This window comes from Flavobacterium sp. 120 (assembly GCF_003633605.1).
Lineage (GTDB): Bacteria > Bacteroidota > Bacteroidia > Flavobacteriales > Flavobacteriaceae > Flavobacterium > Flavobacterium algoritolerans.
In genome coordinates this window covers 589,582-607,781 of record NZ_RBKZ01000001.1, presented here as the reverse complement: position 1 = coordinate 607,781, position 18,200 = coordinate 589,582, and the positions used below count along the sequence as shown (strand labels likewise).

Genomic DNA, 18,200 nt, shown 5'->3' with positions numbered 1-18,200 from the left:
ATTAATTATAAAAAACTTGTTTTAAAGTAAATCTATAGTAATCACTATTCTTATATTTAAGCTGTTTTAAAACTCTAAAAATTAATCGAAATTTAAAAATCAACAAACTTAATACACCTTCTTCTTTAATAAAAAGAGATTCTGACTTCAGCATTTGTTGATATCTAATAAAAGAAACGTTTTCTTCAAAATTTCCAAAAATAGATAAATCTTGATTTATAAAACTATCTAATACATAAACACTTTTACCATCATTAAATATTTTTCTAAAATACCAATGATCTAGCATGTCTAAAGTATATTTTTCAGAGAAGCCATTTATAGAATTCATATAAGCAGTACTTAAAATAGTTCCCGAATTTATCCCGCTTATTGGAATATTAACGACACCACTTGACAACTTTATCGGCCTACATATTCCTCCTAATAATATTTTTGCAGGAGCAATTATACTTTTTCCAACCAGCGAAACCACTCTCGGTATTATTGCAACCACAGAACTTGAAATGTCACTAAAATCTAAACTTTTAATTGCCTTTATGTATTGCAGAGTAAAAGTAGTATCTTGATCCAGCAACAGCAACCATGAATAATTAGTATTTATAGCTAAATCAAGTGCATAATTGTAGGCTACACTTAAACCCGGATTAGTTTCATCATGATAATAGCAAACTTTAAATGATCTAAAATCAAAATTATCACTTTTATATTGTCTAATGGGACTATTATCAAAAACAAATAAATTAACTCTTTCTCCAATTATATTTTCTAAAGAATTTACTGTTTTCGAATCTTCAAGACTCGTTTTATAGAGAACGATAACTAGAAATATTTCTTTTAAATTCATGTTAAATAACTGTTTATAAACTAGAATAATCCTATTTAAAAATTATTTTTTCTTTCAAAAAAACAATCCAAAATTTAACTTTTCTGATAGGGTTCATAACAATTTGACCTATTTTATATTCAACTGAGTTAGCAAAACGTTTGTATTCAAAATTAGTAGTTGGATCTACAAAATATTTCGAAAAAAGTTCTTTATGATTTTCCCATATTTGCATTCGTAATCTTCTTTCTTTCTCCCTTGAAATTTGATTATTTCTAGATGTATTAAGCAATCGATAATAAAAAGTAGCCTTGGTAGCACATGCTACAATCCCATTTGTTTTAAGAATGGAAATCCAAAAATCCCAATCTTCAAAACCTTCCTTCATATTTAAATTAAATCCTCCAACTTTATCAAAATCGGATCTACGAAATAAAGAAGTAATCACCAATTGATTTTCCGCTAACAAAACTCCTAAATCATAGGAAACTACATTTAGAATCCCGCTACTTCTACCAAAGAACTTAACAACTGATGAAGCAACCGTTAAATCGTCATTTGAATCTAATAACTTTACCGTTTCCTCAAGAAAGTTTTCAGAGATTAAATCATTAGCGTCTAAGCATAAAACATACTCCCCTACAGAAGTCTTAATAGCATTATTTCTAGCAATACAAACTCCCTTATTTTCCTGATAAATATATTTTAATCTGTTATCCTTATTAATTATTTGAAGAATAACATGCTCTGTTTGATCACTTGAACCATCATTAATAATAATACATTCCCAACAAGTAAAAGTCTGTGAGATGACACAATTTATAGTCTTTAATAAATACTTCTGATCATTATAGCAAGGAATAATAATTGAAACAGAGGGTTTACTATTCATTTTTGATTTTTTTATTTTATTTTATTTTAGAATTAGATTATTCTATTTTTAAAGATCAATAGAGTAATAAAAACTTTCCAATAAAAATATTTAAACGCACTAATAACACCAAATCGTTTTTTGATTAATAACTCTTCTGAAGCACCAAAAAGCGAATCTGATATCCCACCTCTTCTAAAATTTGTTAAAAGCTCGGGTATTAATAAAAATTTGGCTTCTGATCTTCGAGCCCGTAACATCCATTCATAATCAGAGGCCGAATTATACGTTATATTAAAAAAACCCACTTTATCATATAAGCTTTTCTTAATAAAACATGTCGGATGCTCAATCATTCCTTTATCCAAAAAAGAGCTATAATGTCCAGTTATTAAATCTGGTTTATTATTAACAGCTATAAATCGAAGTAATCCATGAATTATATCGACTTCAGGATTTAACTGATAATAACTAATTACTTTTTCTATAGTATTAATTTCATACCAATCATCACTGTTCAAAATACTTATGATACTTCCTTTAGCTAACATTAAAGCTTTATTCATTGCATAATAAATACCTTCATCCTTCTCACTAATCCAATATTTAATATGACTGTCATATTTACTTATTACATCTAAAGATCCATCAGTAGATCCTCCATCAATAACAATATATTCTATATTTTGATACGATTGATTTATGACGGATTTTATCGTCTGTTCCAATGTCTTTACACCATTATAAACTACCGTTATTACAGTCACTAAAGGTTCTTTAATATGCTGATTCATTTATTATATTTAAAAGTATTTTTTCTGACCTGACATCCCATGTATGAAATTTCTGGATTTCTTTGTAATTTCTTTCTATTAAAGGGATATACGATTCATAATTCGCAAGAATATCTAAAATTTGAGATGATGCGTTATCCAAATCTATCTCTACAAGTGGCATATAATCAAATAACATTTTCATCTCTTCTGGTAAAATCCCAACTATTAGGCATTTTGATGCCATGGATTGAAGGTATCTAAGTGTCATAGATGAAATACCTTCAGCTCTTTCAGGATGTGTAATATTCGATGGTATACAAATCGAGATCTTACTTTGTGATAAACCATTAATAAACTCTAATCTTGATCTAAAAACTACTTCTCCTTTATTCTTTTCAAAAAAATGAGAATAATTATTCATTTTCAGTGCAGATAAAATTTTATTATGATAAATTTCATATTTTCTACCAAACTCAATAACATCAATTTTCTTTGATATAAATGGCTCATAATGATATTCCTCAATATTTATGCCTTCAGGAACCCATATCCCTTTTATTCCAGAATTCATTTCATTAAAAAGGTTTGTAGCTTTATAGGAAGAAAAAAATATCATTTTAATATTTAATATTTTTGCAGTTTTTGCTATTGTTTTGTGATATCTGGGCCATGCATCATACATGTACACAAAATTTTTACTGAAAAAGAAAACATAAGGTATTAAACTTCCAAAAGATGCTCCCATAAGTATTGAAAAACTTATCTTATTGTTTTTAAATTTCATGAGATTGATGAAATTGATGAAATTTAAAAACAATAAGATAACATTTTTAAAACTAGAGTCTTTTGAAGGAATGATTTTAATGTTATATCCGTCTTTTTTTTTTATACACGTCTCAATTTCATCAAAACAATCCAAATAAGCATCATCACCTATCTTCCTGATTAAGTTTATCTTAAAAATCATTTTTTATTTTTAATAGTTACAAAGTATAGTGATATGTTTGAGTTTGTGATGTACCACATCCAGAACAAGCTTAGAAAAAAACCAGTAAAACCATCTTTATACCCTTTGGTAATAAAAAAACATCTAAAAAACTGATAAAAAAAATTATATACAATTCCGATTATAGATATACGCTCTCCAGTAACATATCTATCTTGTCCTTCATCTTTTAAATATTTTCGGTGTTTAGATATGAAACTTTGTAAATCATCCATCCAAAAATGATTTAATAAATTGGCTCCATTATTAGATAAATAAAAACTTTTATACCCTTTTTTTAGTTTTCTTCCATAATGAGTAATAGGAAGTATTTCATATCTATTTTTATTAACTATTATTCCTTTTGACTTATTATATCCCCAAACAGTTCCTTTTAATTTTTTTTTTCCAAAATAGAATTGCCATGGGACATAAACGTCTCCAACTTGGGGATCTAATGAAATTGATGGTAATTTTTCGAGAATATCAAACTTTAATTGTTCTGTAATTACTTCATCAGGATCTAATAAAATTACCCACTCATTTTCAACCAATCTAATAAGTTCTGCCTGTGTATATTCACAAGATGGACCAAATTTCTTATAATTAAATACTTGACAACCAAAACTCATGGCAACTTCTACAGAATTATCCCTTGAATCTAAATCCGCATATAATACTTCTTCACAAAAGGATAAAGAATTTAAACATTCTTTTAATTTGTGACTTTCATTTCTTCCTACAACTATTGCTGAAATTTTCATGTAATATTAAAATATATTTATTTAATTTTAAGTGTATCTTTTACGAAATCCTCCATTCTAGAAATAATTGCATCATTAAAGACAAACTTCTGAATAATATAATAGGACAATATGCATAATACTGCTGAAAGTATAAGCTTTAAACCTATGTTAACACTAAAGAGTTCAACTAAAAATATAATTGGTATAAAAACTAAAGAAGATAAAAGAGGATTTATAAACATTTTAAAATTAATTTTAATATTAAAATGTTTTTTTGCAAAATAGATACTAATTAAAAAAACTGAAAATTCAGTAATTGTGGTAGTAATTGCAGCTCCTAGATGCTGTATTTTAGGTATTAAAATTAAATTGAGAACAATACTGATAATTGCACTCATCGCTAAAATAATTATCATAGAAACCTCTTTATTTCCAGGAGTAAACAATTGAAAGAAGAAAATACCATTCAATGCAATTAAAATGATAATAGGTGACAAGTAACGTACAAGTTCTATTGAAGGCTCAAATTCAGTACCGGAGATAATTAAAACAGTCCATTTTGCAGTCAATGCAATCCCAAGACATAAAGGGACTCCAAATGTGAGAACAAATTGTACCGAACTGTCAATATAATATTTTATTGATTTTAAATCATTATTAGAAAAAGATTCAGAAAGTCTCGGAATTAAAACTATTCCTAAAGAACTTATTAAAGAAATTGGAATTTTTGTTATTTTTATCGCAGAAGAATAAAACCCAACTGACTCTGTTGTACTTAAGATTCCTAAAATAACATTGTCCAACAAGACATATACACTTCCAATAACCGAGCATGACACAAGCAGAAATAAAGGCTTGATATGCTTATTTAAATTTAAATTTAAAAAATCTAGTTTAATTTCTGACTTTAAAACAAAATAAAAGTTAACTCCAGCATTCAAAACATTTAAAAGTAAAAAAAGTAAATAATATTTTACAAAATCAGCTTTATCATTAACTATAAAAAACAACAATATAATAAACATAAATCTAAGAATAATCGTTCTTTTAGTTATGAAGCCAAACTTTTCTTGAGATTGGTAATACCATTCCACTATAAATACATTACTTAAAAGGATACCGCAGCCAATAAAAAACAAATTTATATTTATTCCTTTATAACTCAATAAATAAATCAGCGCTAAATAAACAATCAATAATAGAAATGTGCTAATTAAATGTAACAATATTAGCTCCGTAAAAAGCTTGCTAGATTCTTGAACTTTATTTCTTATTTTAGATAATTCACGAACACCATACAATGGAATACCTAATGCAGAAAACAAAATGAAATATTGCGTAAAACTATCTACAAAACTAACCTGCCCGACACCATTAGGCCCTAATACTCTTGAAACATAAGGAAATGTGACTAAAGGAAAAAGAATTTGTGATAATGAAAGTAAAGTATTGTAAAAAATATTTTTTCTAAGAATTGTCATCTATGAATTCATATTATTAAAACTGTTTTATTATTTATTGTAGCAATAGAAAATTACTTCTTATAGAACAATACAACTAACGTTTACTATTATTTTTTGTAATTATGCTTTTAAGTATCAAAAAATGCATTTCTGTATGAATAAAACAATTAAATAAAAATTAATCCTGAATTATTTTCTTTAAAAATTTCATCGTCATGAACAATTCATCGTTAAACTAAACTTTTAGTTTTCAATTATGAAATTTCTGCATACCTAAAGTTAGCAAGATTGAAACTATTTAAGCACATATAAAAAGGTATAAAATTATATTAGAATTAGAGTCAGTCAATTTATTTGATTATATTAAAAACTCTCCTTACAAATAAAACAATAACTACTATGAATCCTGCTAAAAAACCTCCCAATACAATACCTTTTCCTTTACTAAACTTTTCTTTTCTTAATGGCAAAATAGGCCGATCAATTACTTGAATCAATGGAGTTTCCTTGCGCAAGGTTACTTTAGCTAATTCAGATTGTTTGACCAATTCAGTCAAGATAGCCGTATTCGCCTGCACATCCACCTGTCTTCTCGCGGAAGGTGCACGGCGAACATTCATAGCGGGATTCAAACCAAAAGTATTATCATTTGCAACAGCTACACCCGTAATCGCTCCATTTAGTTCATCACGTATAGAATCCGTTTGTCGTTCCAGAATATCCATATTCATTCGTGCCTTCTTACTTTTGGTCATAACATAAAAATCAGACACTTCTTTAACTAGGGCCTCCGTAAAATACATGGCAAACAATTCATCAGTAGAATTAACATCTATACTTATTATGGCTATTTTTTTATCTTTTTGTCCTACAACCAAGCCAGTTTTCGACAAATCTTGATATATTAATCCCAAGATACTATCATGTACCCTAGTAAAATACTTGCGTTTAGTATTGGGTAAAAACTGTAAAAACTTAAATTTGGGTTTATCGTTCCATTGTTCTCTCCATCCCTTCTTCTGAATGTACATCTCCGCCAATGAAATAATTTTACCATCAACAACAACTGATCTTAACATAGTTTGCTCTACCATAGCACGGGACTTAAACAATTCTGTCAAATTAGATCCTGTAAAAATACTGCCACCACCACCGCCAAGATCAATTCCAAACGAACTCGCCAAACCTAAAGCACCTCCCAATCCACCGCCACTTTTTTCATCTTCAAGTGCAAAGGATAGTGTTGCAGTATATACTGGTTTTTTATTAAAAGAATAAGCCAAGCCTAAACCTGCACCAATGATTCCTGCCAGAAGTATAATTTTCCATTGAGAAAGTAAATAAGCATACCATTCTCTTCCTTTTTCAAGTAATTCTTTTAAAGATATTTCGTCGCTAGCTGTATTTTGTTTATTCATTATATCAAGATTTTACGCTTGTTTATTTTATTATTAGAGTATCCTTTTAAAAATTTTATTACTAATAACCTACTGACTCTTTTTAAAAAACCCTAAATAGCTACTGAACACAGAGTAATAAAAATACTGATTATATTAAACACTACTACCTGATTAAAGCAATTACAATTCCTGCCAAACTAGCCAAGACTCCTGCTATACTTACAAACTCACCGGTACTCATCTTCTTTGTTTCTGGTTTTTCAGGAACTATAATTTGAGATCCAGGAGTTACCTTAGGATAGGATCTTATAAACAAAAAAGAATGAGCCACTGCCGCTTTTCCATTTGGATAGATAATATAGGTTTTCTTTTTCCATCCTTTATTGTCTAACCCCCCAACAGCACTCAAGTAATAACCAAATCCTTTTCCTTTTGTGTAGGGAATTTCAGAAGTCAACAAAACATTTCCCGTAACTTTGACCCCTTCATTAAAGGCTGCAACTTCAATTTCATCTCCAGGAAACAAAGTGACATTGGTATTACTTTTAGGATCCTTAACAATAGACTCCCAATCTACTGGTATGGTAGCATACTTTAAATCTTCTTTTAATTTTTTAGTTAATTTTTTTTGAACACTATCTTTTTTACCCAAATTTAAATTAACACTTTCTACCTCTTCGATTTGCTTGGCCTGTATAGGTCGTTTAATTTTTACGCCATCCATATTAGCTAATGAAGTAAGACCGCCTGCTCGTTGAACAACATCATAAACCCTGTCTTTTTTATTTGCTAAAACATATTTTCCGGCATAATTCACTGCACCTTTAATCGTTACAGTTTCTGGTTTTTCATACACAGCCATTTTACGGATATTCACTACATCAAAGGGCATCAAAGTAAAGTTTTTTAACTGTTCATTATTATTGGAAGTGATTTCAATATTAAACAGTTCTACTTTACTCGGATTGGCATCATCTATCTCTTCTCCTTTAATCATTCGGGCAACCTCAACTCGTTTAGACGCTGAACCGGTTAATCCTCCTGCTTGAACCAATAAATCATTTAAAGTTAGATTTTCATGATAATCATAAACACCAGGTTTTTTTATTTCGCCATCAATTGTTATTTTATATTCTTCAACAAAATCTAAAATAGAATACACAGTCACGATATCTTCTTTTTTCAATGCAACATCCGCTTCAAGATTTCCTTCCAAAGCTTTCGTCAAATTCACAGTAACAATTTCGGTAGTCAAATCTGATTGTTGTCGAATAATTCTGGCTCTATCGCCATAAGCATCTTCTTTTAAGCCATCAGCCTTTGTAATCAAGTCCGAAATTCGCATGCCTTCGTAAAAAGAATAGGTGTCTGGTCTAAAAACAGCGCCTTCAATTTTAATACGATTCTCAAATCGATTTAATATCTTAGTTATTCTAAACACATCTCCAGAAAGCGGTTTATAACTATTAAATTCTGATACAGTAATGTCTTTAACTTTAAATTCTTTACCCGTTTTTTGTAATACATTTACAGAAGCTGTGTAAGCAAATTCATTAAAACCAGAAGCAAAAGATATCAAATCAGAGAACGACTCCCCTTTTTTCATTTCAAAAATTCCGGGACGTTTTACCTGGCCTTCAACAGTAACTCTTTGATTGTATGCAGGAATTCTAATAACGTCATTATCTTTCAAACCAACATTATCAGATTGATTTCCATTTACCAAAAAACGATAGATATCTATATTTCTGTAAACTTTATTATCTCTCAACAATTCGATATTCCTATAACTCCCGTTTTTACCAGGCCCACCTCCAAGGAATAAAGCATTATAAACGGTTGCCAAAGAAGAAACAGAATAGTTTCCGGGTTGTCTGCTCCCAATGATGGTAACTCTAATCGTTCTGATACGACTCAAACTGACCCCAACTTGAGATTGACCAGATGCAACTGTACTATACACTTTGGCTATAGCACCTTTTATTTTTTGCGTAGCAGCCTCAATAGTCATCCCTGAAACTGGTATTTGGCCTACATATTGAATAGTCACTTTACCTTCTATTGATACTGGAACACTGGCATTAAATTCTTGCACACCATAAATACTCACTTGTAATTCATCACCAGGTCCTAATACATAATTTACAGGAGTAGCCAATTTTAAATTAGGTTCAAAATTCAAAGTTGGATTATCAAATAATTCCGAACCAAAAATTAAAGCATTTATAGAATCTTTTACTTTTGTATTGATGATTTTTTCTTGTTTTCTTCCAAAATTGTCTTTCTGATCAATCTCCTCTTGCTCCTCTTCTTTAGTCCCTTTCTTAAGCTCTCCTTTTTGCAAACTAGGCATCGCCAATCGCTCTTTCAACTTAGTAAACTCGCTTGCAGGCATTCCTTTAGCTAAGGCCATTGGCTCCACTTGATCAAGTGTCATATTATTAGTTTGCAACTGTGCTTTTATTTTTGCAATATCACTATCTGACATATAATCTACTTTCAAGGTACTTAAATCAGTACTTTTAAGCAAATCTTGCGCCATCAGGGTTGAGGATTGAAATAGAGCTACAAACAATACAACAGCAATAATTATTTTTTTCATATCTACTATAAAATTTAATTTTTATCAAATTTACAATCTATTTAACTACTTCTAATTTTAAATCACGATTATACAATTATTTAGTATCAAAATTAGGTACAGCTTCGCAACAGTAAGCCACATAATAGACTTACTTCTTTTTTTAAATTTCCACAAAGCTAGAGTAAAATTATAGGAAAATCTATAGTTTCAGTAGGAAATATAAATCAAAAAAGCCATATGTTTGATTCATACGAATATACCGACGACAAATTTTGCTGTTATTTTTGCGAAAGTAAGAACAATTGTTTTCAAATAAGAAAAAACAGTGAATTCCATAAGAAATAACAGCATTAAATAAAAAAAAGTTTACAAAATAAAATACCCTGTAAACTTTTAAACTTATTTTATTTAAAACTAGTGGTACTAAATTTTCAAGATTTTTTTATACCAAGATTTTTTTTCAATTTTTACCCCATAACCATAACCATAACCATAACCTTTTGTTGAATCTGTATCATTCAAAAGCATACACAGATTAGGTAACTTTTTCTCTTTGTAAAAAGTATTGGCTATATTCAACATCCTTTTTTCCAAAAAGTTGGCACGGACAACATAGATAAAAGAATCTGCATATTTTGCAATCAATAAAGTATCTGTTACTAAACTTACTGGAGCTGTATCTACTATAATATAGTCGTATTGTGTTTTTAATACTGCAAAAAGTACATCTACATTTTTACCCATCAATAATTCAGCAGGATTAGGAGGTATAATACCTGCCGGAAGTATATGAAAATTTTCAAATCCTTCATATTTAACAATCAAATCTTCCAGTTTTAAGTCTTTAGAGGATAAATAATTGGTCACCCCTCTTTCTGGTAATGTTAAATATTCATCTAATTTTGGATTCCTGATATCCATCCCTATTAACAACACCTTTTTACCTGACAATGCAAAAGTAGCTGCCAAATTAACCGAAACAAATGTTTTGCCTTCTTTAGGGAAAGTAGAGGTTAAAAATATCGTTTTGGCTATTCCATCTGGAACCTTAGTCAACATAAATTCCATATTGGTTCGGATAATACGCAAAGCTTCTGCTGAACTTGTTCTACTTCCAGATCCTATGATTTGCGATGGAGAATCTGAGGTGGGTACATCTCCTATAAACGGAATATTTGTTTTACCCTCAAGGTCTAATCGGCTTTTTATTTTAGTATCTAATAAATCCACAATGTATATAAACCCAAACGGAATTAATAATCCTAAAAGTAAACTAGACAAATAAATCATGTTTTTCTTTGGTGCAATAGGAAATTTATTTCCTCTGGCAGCATCTACTACACGCGCATTAGGCTCTGTTGCAGACAGGGAAATAGCACTTTCTTCTCTTTTCTGCAACAAATATAAATATAATTCCTCTTTTACTTTTTGCTGCCTAGCGATAACTCTAAATTGACGTTCCTGTACAGGAATTTTACCAATTTTAGCATTCAAAACACCTTCATTTCTGTTTAAATCTCTTTTTTGAATGTTTAAACTAGACTGCATACGCATTAAACTAGATTTAACAGTACTCTTTAAAGAAGCTATCTGCTGATCCATTTTAACAATAGTAGGATTCTCTAAAGTAGCTGATTTAAGAATTCTATTGCGATCTAAAATTAATTGATTATAAGAACTAATTAATCCTGAAGTATCTCCTTCTCCTGCAATAACATTACCAGGTAACAATTCAATATTTTTACTTTTATTCATAAAATCCAATAGAGATGCTATTACATTCAATTGAATCTCTATTTCAATTCCTTTCTTATCGTATTCATTAGATCCTTCTATAAAAAGCTTTGCTTCGGATTCAATATCAGTTACGTTATTGGACCTTTTAAAACTCTCCACATCCTGTTCCACTCCATCCAATTCCTGGGTAATCAATTTTAGTCTGTTGGCTATAAATATAGAAGTGTTTTCTGAGATAAAGTTTTTATCCGTAGCAGCTTCAGCATTGTAAACTTGAACTAAATTATTTAAGAAATCTTCCGATTTTTTTATTACTGGACCTGTAATTGACAAAGCAACAACACTACTCATTTTATTAACAGGGTCGACTTTTAGTGCATTCTTGTAATTTTCAACAACATTTTCAAGAGGACTTACAGCAATAGTAATGGGTTTTGAATTGGGACTAAATGGATTTGCTATAGAACCCGACTTACTTATAACCAAAACACCGTATTTAGTAGCAATTTGTTCTCCAAAAGAAAATTCACTTTTTGATGATAAAATAACTTTTGAATTAGTAGTTGCTAATTCATCCTCCAATTTAAATTTCTTTGAATTTAAACCCGTGAATGCCAAATTAATAGTTTGTTTGTAAAAATCGTTCGTTTTATCAACAAAATTGACAGCTATAGGAGCATCTTCATAAATTTCTATATCAGATATTTTACCTTTAGCAATAATACTTATATTTAAATTTAATTTTTTCACAGTACTCTCTGTTAAAAATCTGGATTTTAAAATTTCAAGTTCATTATCTAAATTATTCTTCATACCACTACCGATACCCATATCTGCAAAAGCAGAAAGTTCCGAAAGCATACCTCCTTTTTGTTCATCCTTAACCAATATGGTAGTTGTAGCTGTATATTGAGGGATAGTATATCGTAATTTAAAAAAGGCTCCTAAAAGACTTATTATTACAGCCAATAAAAACCAATGCCAGTGTATTAAATACTTTTTTAAAACAGTCTTTAAATCAATACTACTATCGAAATCATTCTCAAAGTTATTATTTCCCATTCAAATATTATATTTAAAAACTTATAATTAATGTAATTACTCCAATCAGAAGTGAGGTTACTGAAAAAATCAAACCTGTACTCGGCCCTACTGCAGACGCACTTATTTTGCTTTTATTAGGCTCAACATATATAACATCATTTTGAGCCAAATAGTAAAAAGGAGAATTAATAAAATCCGATTTGGTGATGTCTACACGATTAAAGGACTTAACTCCGTCTATTTCTCGTATAATTAATATATTATTTCTTTTTCCAAAAATAGTCAAATCTCCGGCCTTACTTAATGCTTCTATCAACGTAACTCTATCAGAAGCAACGGAATAAGTTCCTGGGGCATTTACTTCCCCTTGAACAGATACTTTAAAATTCGTAATTCGGAGATTAATTATTGCATTTTTAATATATACCGTTATTCTGTCTTGTAACATTTTAAGCATTTCTGAACGAGTTAAACCACTTACCTTCAAATTACCTAATATCGGAAAGTCAATTGTTCCATTGGAATCTACCAAATACAACTGAATCGTTTGAGACGCTCCACTAGTGCCTGAAGTCGCACCCAAATTAAAAGGTATTGCTACTTCAGGATCTTCCGCAGAAACAGTGATACTCAACAAATCATCTGGTTGTATCTTAATTTCATACGAATTAGACTTTTCTTGAGATGCCATACTATCAATATCCTGATAGTAAACAACATCCTTTCTGGAAGCACAGGAAAAAAATAGTATCCCAAAAAACAAGAAGGCTATTTTTTTTAATAAAAAAGGATATTTCATATAATTTAAATTTTGAAAAGCAACAAATATAGACATTTAACTTGTATTAATGATTTAAAAAGGAGCACGGCCAGGGAATTTACTTTTAAAGAATAGAGCTGTAAAAATCTATATTGGTGATTTAAGTAACTCTATTTTAATTTTTTATCGAAGAGTCCGTTCGATTATTCTTTCTGCGATTCTACAATAATAAATAGTGTTTTAAAATAAAAAACTACTTATTTAATTTATAACCACAGTATATTCATGTAAAAAAGTCGAAAAACAATTAACCGATTAAACCATACCCATTTAATACGCATTTTTCTCTCCTTGAAATACATTAAGAACCGTTTTATAAATAATTTTCAAATCCAGCAACAAGCTCCAGTTTTCAATATACCAAATATCATAATCTACTCGATCTTTCATATCGATAAGTTCTTTGGTTTCACCTCGAAAACCATTTACCTGCGCCCAACCCGTTATTCCTGGCTTAGCATAATGCCGTACAAGATAATTATTAATCAATTCCGAATATTGCTCCGTATGCATCAGCATATGTGGTCGTGGACCGACCACTGACATATTACCCCAAAAAACATTTAAAAACTGCGGTAATTCGTCTATATTAGTTCTTCGCATAAAAGCCCCTATTTTAGTTACTCGCTTATCTCCCAGCGTTGCCTGCAGCTTATCTGCTGCAGCATTTACCCGCATAGTTCTAAATTTCAAGCATCCAAACGCCCGATTGTCTCTTCCGGAACGCTCTTGTTTGAAAAAAACTGGTCCCGGAGAATCCATTTTTATTAAAATCATTAAAATTGGAAACAGCCAAGGGAAAATCAATACAATAACAAAGAAGGCGAAACAAACATCAAATGCTTTTTTTGTAAGAAGATTTAATGTAATTTCCAATGGCTCCTTCCGCAGCATCAATACTGGGGTATTTTCATAAAAACTAATCTCAACCTTACGAGACTTCGTATATAACTGAAAATCAGGTATGAATTTAATTCGTACCATGTAACGCTCACAGAGTTCAGTTAGGTAATTGATTATTTTTATATTGTCAATATGGAGTGCAATGTACATTTCATCCACATTTTCATTGATTATATAATTTGGAATAGCATCAAATCCTCCCAATAATGGAGAAGAAATAAAGGCAAAAGGATCTAATTTATCATCAAAAAAACCCAAAACACGATAGCCATAGGTAAGATCTTTTGAAAGAATCTTGCGCATATGTTCTCCGGTATCATTAGCCCCTATGATAATTACATTCTTAAAATTATAGCCTTGGGATCGAATGTATTTTAAAAGTTTCATAAAAAGCACTCGGGAAACAAACAGAAATAGAAAAAAAATCAAATAGAAATACACCAAACGCAATCGAGAAATTTCAGAATATTTTAAAAGAACTATAAATCCAACAATCAAAGCACCATGTATTAGTATCATTCGAATGGTTCGCATTAAAATAGTTTCAATTCGCTCCACTCGGACTATTCTATAAGAATCTTTGTAAAGCAATAAACCAATCCAAAATAGGTTAGACAATAAAGAAATAGTTCTGACCTCTTTCAAATCCAGTCCATCCAAACCGTCAGATATACATAAAAAGGAGAGAATAATCGCCACATTCAATAACACGATGTCCCACATAAGAAAACAAAGTTTGAAATAACGCGAAAACCGATAAGCAGCAAGTTCTTTTAAAATTGACATAAAAAATAACTAATTTGTTAAAGTAATAATTCGGATTAAATTTAAAAACCCATGAAATTTGTTTAAAATGATTACTAGATAACACAAAAAAATGAGGTGAAATGACCTTTATTTTTTTACATACTGTAGTAATGCTTTTAATTTTTTAAGAAAAACAGCGCGTACTGCTGAAATATTATGGTACTTATAAATTTTATAATCTTCATGTAATACCTCAAAGGCTCTTTTATAACTGGTACTCAAACCTCCCATACGCATTTTGACAACATATTCATTGAGGTAAATCAACTTAATTTTATGTTGAAATAAATAGCGCAATAAGAACTCCGTATCGGAAGCAATCTTAAAATCTAAATTATAGGAGCCATATTTTTCAATAAGCGATTTTTTAAGATAAACAGTCGGATGTAAAGGCAACCAACCTGATTTTAATTTTTCAAAATCATATTCACCACCAATTCTGTTTCGGACTATTCGTTCTTCGGCATCATTGGTGATATATATACCATTCCCATAAATAGCATCGGTATGAGGTGCATTTTTAAAAGCTGCAACAATTTTGGAGACCACGAAACAATCATAAAACACATCATCCGAATGCATTAACCCAACAACCTCACCTGTTGCAATGGATAAACCCTTATTAATAGCATCATACATCCCTTTATCCGATTCTGAAATATATTTACTTATCTTTTCTGAATAAGACTCAATGATTTTCTGAGTACTATCTGTCGAATTACCATCGATGATGATATACTCAATGTTGGGATAATCCTGTTCTAAAACACTTTCTATGGATTTTGCTATAGTGGCTTCTCGGTTATAACAAACTGTAATTAAGGAAACACGCATAAATTATTGACTTAATTTAAAAACAACAAAAAGAAAATTTTCAATTTTGGATTAGTATGGTACTAGTTTCCTCAATCATTACCTTTTATTTTAGTTTAAAATAAAAGGTAATGAGATACTAAATGAATTGTTATTTAGCATTCAATAAAAGGGAATCAAAATACGCTATGGTAGTTTGAAGTCCTTCTCGTAATTGCACTTTTGGTTCCCATCCTTGCAGTTTTTCCTTAGCCAAAGAAATATCTGGTTGTCTTTGTTTAGGATCATCTTGCGGCAAAGGAAGGTGAATAATCTTAGACTTGGAACCTGTCAACGCAATAACAGCTTCAGCTAATTCTAACATCGTAAACTCGTTAGGATTACCAATATTTACCGGGCCCAAAAACGAATTATCACTACCCATCATGCGGATCATACCTTCAACTAAATCATCCACATACTGAAAAGAGCGTGTTTGCAATCCATCCCCAAAAATAGTAATATTTTCACCCTTTAAAGCTTGCACAATAAAGTTAGAAACCACTCTGCCATCAGCAGGATTCATATTGGGTCCATAGGTATTAAATATTCTAATAATTTTTATGGCAACATCATTTTGATTGTGATAGTCCATAAATAAAGTTTCGGCACAACGTTTCCCCTCATCATAACAAGAGCGGATCCCTATAGGGTTTACATTCCCCCAGTAACTTTCTTTTTGTGGGTGCACATGCGGATCCCCATATACTTCACTCGTACTGGCTTGTAAAATCTTTGCTTTCACCCGTTTCGCTAAACCTAAGGTATTGATAGCCCCCATTACAGAAGTCTTTATCGTTTTGATGGGATTATACTGGTAATGGATAGGTGATGCAGGACAGGCTAAATTATAGATTTCGTCGACCTCAGCATAATAAGGCTCGGTAATATCGTGGCGTACCATCTCAAAATGCGGATTATCCAACAATTTGATGATGTTATTTTTATTTCCTGTAAAATAGTTATCCAGACAAATAATTTCATTTCCTTCTCTTAATAGTCTTTCGCACAAATGTGACCCTACGAAACCGGCACCTCCGGTGATTAGAATTTTTTTCATTTTTTATTGTTATCAGTAATATTTTTATTGTTAAACGTTTAGAATTATTTATAAATTTAAATTATCAAGGCTTTTGAGAGATTAAAGTCTTTATGCTTGGATAATGAAATAAAGAAAAATAATTTAATGATTTAAAAAGCTGTATTAAAATTTATTATTTGGGTTAACAATTCACAAATTATGAATAAATAACCTATATATATTTTAAGTTCGAAAACATTCCATTCATTATTTTGTAAAGATTTAGGAAGAGTACATTCAAAGAAATTATTCTCCAAGTAACACTCTTTTTAAAATCGAAACTTTTTTTACTAAAAAAACAAAAAGTATAGAAGATACTAAAACACAAATAGAGAAAATCAATTTAGTCCAAAAATCATAAAATAGGTTGATTCTAAAATGATTCAAAATAAATTCAAATGCCTCTAAAAATAAAATATGAGACAAATAAATACCATAACTAAACCCAAAAATTATTTCTATCCTTTTTGGGAAATTAAGAGATGGTAAAGTGAATGCTAATAGCGTAAGACTTAAACCCCCAATAATACTCATTAAACCATTAGTATTAAAAAGCAGGCCGTTATTATTGTCAAAATGTAAATATTTAAATAAAAACAATGATAGTAACAGCAAAAAACCTAAAATTATAAAAATATTTTTGTGCTCATTATGTTCATATATTTTTGATATAGCAAATGCTAAAACTAGGTATAAAGCGGTCATTGCAAAATCAGCTTCGCTAAAACTAAAACACTTGTTTTTAATACCTAAAAGTAACCATGCAGATGAAAATAAAAAAAGTATTGCCCCGGTATATCTTCTTTTATTATTTTGATTTAAAAGCAATACAACCGATAGTGCAATACCTTCCATTATAAGCATTTTTGGAATGTAATATAATTGAACTGCACTTTCTCCAAAAAACAAAATTTTCCACCAATCGTTTGAATAACTCTCATTTTTAGCAAGATGCTTCATTACAATAAGTAAAAAATAAATCGCAGTCCAAAAAAAATAAGGAATAATAATTCTTGTCGAAATTTTATTTGCTAAGGAATATAAGTCTGGTTTTTTCAATCCAACTATAAAAAAAACTAAGGCACTCAGTAAAAAAAAAGGCACACATAAAGGTAAAAAAAATTCAACTATTAAGGCTGCATTGGCAGTACTGGAATTAGTGTGAATACAAATTACTCCAAAGGCACAAATAAATTTTACTAAGTCTATGTTTGAATTTCTTTCTTTTATAGCTATTCTTGACATCTATTATTTTTATTATTTAAGAGGAGTAAAAAAAATTACAAACTCATATTGATTGAACGA

General features: G+C 30.0%; 14 protein-coding genes. All 14 read right to left on the bottom strand.

The features are described from left to right. Position 1: 1 nt before the first annotated feature. Complete coding sequence (locus tag C8C87_RS02565; protein ID WP_121340999.1) at positions 2 to 847, bottom strand: hypothetical protein; 846 nt, start codon at positions 845 to 847, stop codon at positions 2 to 4. A 31-nt stretch (positions 848 to 878) separates the two neighbouring features. Beyond that, complete coding sequence (locus C8C87_RS02560; protein ID WP_121340998.1) at positions 879 to 1,718, bottom strand: glycosyltransferase family 2 protein; 840 nt, start codon at positions 1,716 to 1,718, stop codon at positions 879 to 881. A gap of 32 nt (positions 1,719 to 1,750) precedes the next feature. Further along, positions 1,751 to 2,491, bottom strand: a complete 741-nt coding sequence (locus C8C87_RS02555) for a glycosyltransferase family 2 protein (RefSeq protein ID WP_121340997.1) — start codon at positions 2,489 to 2,491, stop codon at positions 1,751 to 1,753. Beyond that, entirely contained in the window at positions 2,475 to 3,440 is a 966-nt protein-coding gene (locus tag C8C87_RS02550) for a glycosyltransferase (RefSeq protein ID WP_121340996.1), read from the bottom strand. The genes C8C87_RS02555 and C8C87_RS02550 overlap by 17 nt, the downstream gene beginning before the upstream one ends. Next, positions 3,437 to 4,222 (bottom strand): hypothetical protein, encoded by a 786-nt coding sequence (locus C8C87_RS02545; RefSeq protein WP_121340995.1) that lies wholly within the window; start codon positions 4,220 to 4,222, stop codon positions 3,437 to 3,439. The genes C8C87_RS02550 and C8C87_RS02545 overlap by 4 nt, the downstream gene beginning before the upstream one ends. A 17-nt stretch (positions 4,223 to 4,239) precedes the next feature. Further along, positions 4,240 to 5,685, bottom strand: a complete 1,446-nt coding sequence (locus tag C8C87_RS02540) for a flippase (RefSeq protein ID WP_121340994.1) — start codon at positions 5,683 to 5,685, stop codon at positions 4,240 to 4,242. Positions 5,686 to 6,017: 332 nt separating this feature from the next. Beyond that, complete coding sequence (locus C8C87_RS02535) at positions 6,018 to 7,085, bottom strand: Wzz/FepE/Etk N-terminal domain-containing protein (protein WP_121340993.1); 1,068 nt, start codon at positions 7,083 to 7,085, stop codon at positions 6,018 to 6,020. Positions 7,086 to 7,230: 145 nt separating this feature from the next. Continuing rightward, positions 7,231 to 9,669: an SLBB domain-containing protein gene (locus C8C87_RS02530; protein ID WP_121340992.1), complete on the bottom strand. Its 2,439-nt coding sequence runs from the start codon at positions 9,667 to 9,669 to the stop codon at positions 7,231 to 7,233. 405 nt (positions 9,670 to 10,074) lie between these two features. Continuing rightward, entirely contained in the window at positions 10,075 to 12,450 is a 2,376-nt protein-coding gene (locus tag C8C87_RS02525; protein WP_121340991.1) for a tyrosine-protein kinase, read from the bottom strand. A 13-nt stretch (positions 12,451 to 12,463) separates the two neighbouring features. Beyond that, a complete protein-coding gene (locus tag C8C87_RS02520; protein WP_121343267.1) occupies positions 12,464 to 13,231 on the bottom strand; it encodes a polysaccharide biosynthesis/export family protein in 768 nt (255 codons plus the stop codon). A 291-nt stretch (positions 13,232 to 13,522) separates the two neighbouring features. After that, positions 13,523 to 14,878: an undecaprenyl-phosphate glucose phosphotransferase gene (locus tag C8C87_RS02515; RefSeq protein WP_233549994.1), complete on the bottom strand. Its 1,356-nt coding sequence runs from the start codon at positions 14,876 to 14,878 to the stop codon at positions 13,523 to 13,525. Positions 14,879 to 15,049: 171 nt separating this feature from the next. Then, complete coding sequence (locus C8C87_RS02510) at positions 15,050 to 15,796, bottom strand: glycosyltransferase family 2 protein (protein ID WP_121340989.1); 747 nt, start codon at positions 15,794 to 15,796, stop codon at positions 15,050 to 15,052. A gap of 130 nt (positions 15,797 to 15,926) precedes the next feature. After that, complete coding sequence (locus C8C87_RS02505) at positions 15,927 to 16,874, bottom strand: UDP-glucuronic acid decarboxylase family protein (protein ID WP_121340988.1); 948 nt, start codon at positions 16,872 to 16,874, stop codon at positions 15,927 to 15,929. A gap of 267 nt (positions 16,875 to 17,141) precedes the next feature. Next, on the bottom strand, positions 17,142 to 18,140 hold the full coding sequence (locus tag C8C87_RS02500; protein ID WP_121340987.1) for an acyltransferase family protein: 999 nt from the start codon (positions 18,138 to 18,140) through the stop codon (positions 17,142 to 17,144). Positions 18,141 to 18,200 lie beyond the last annotated feature (60 nt).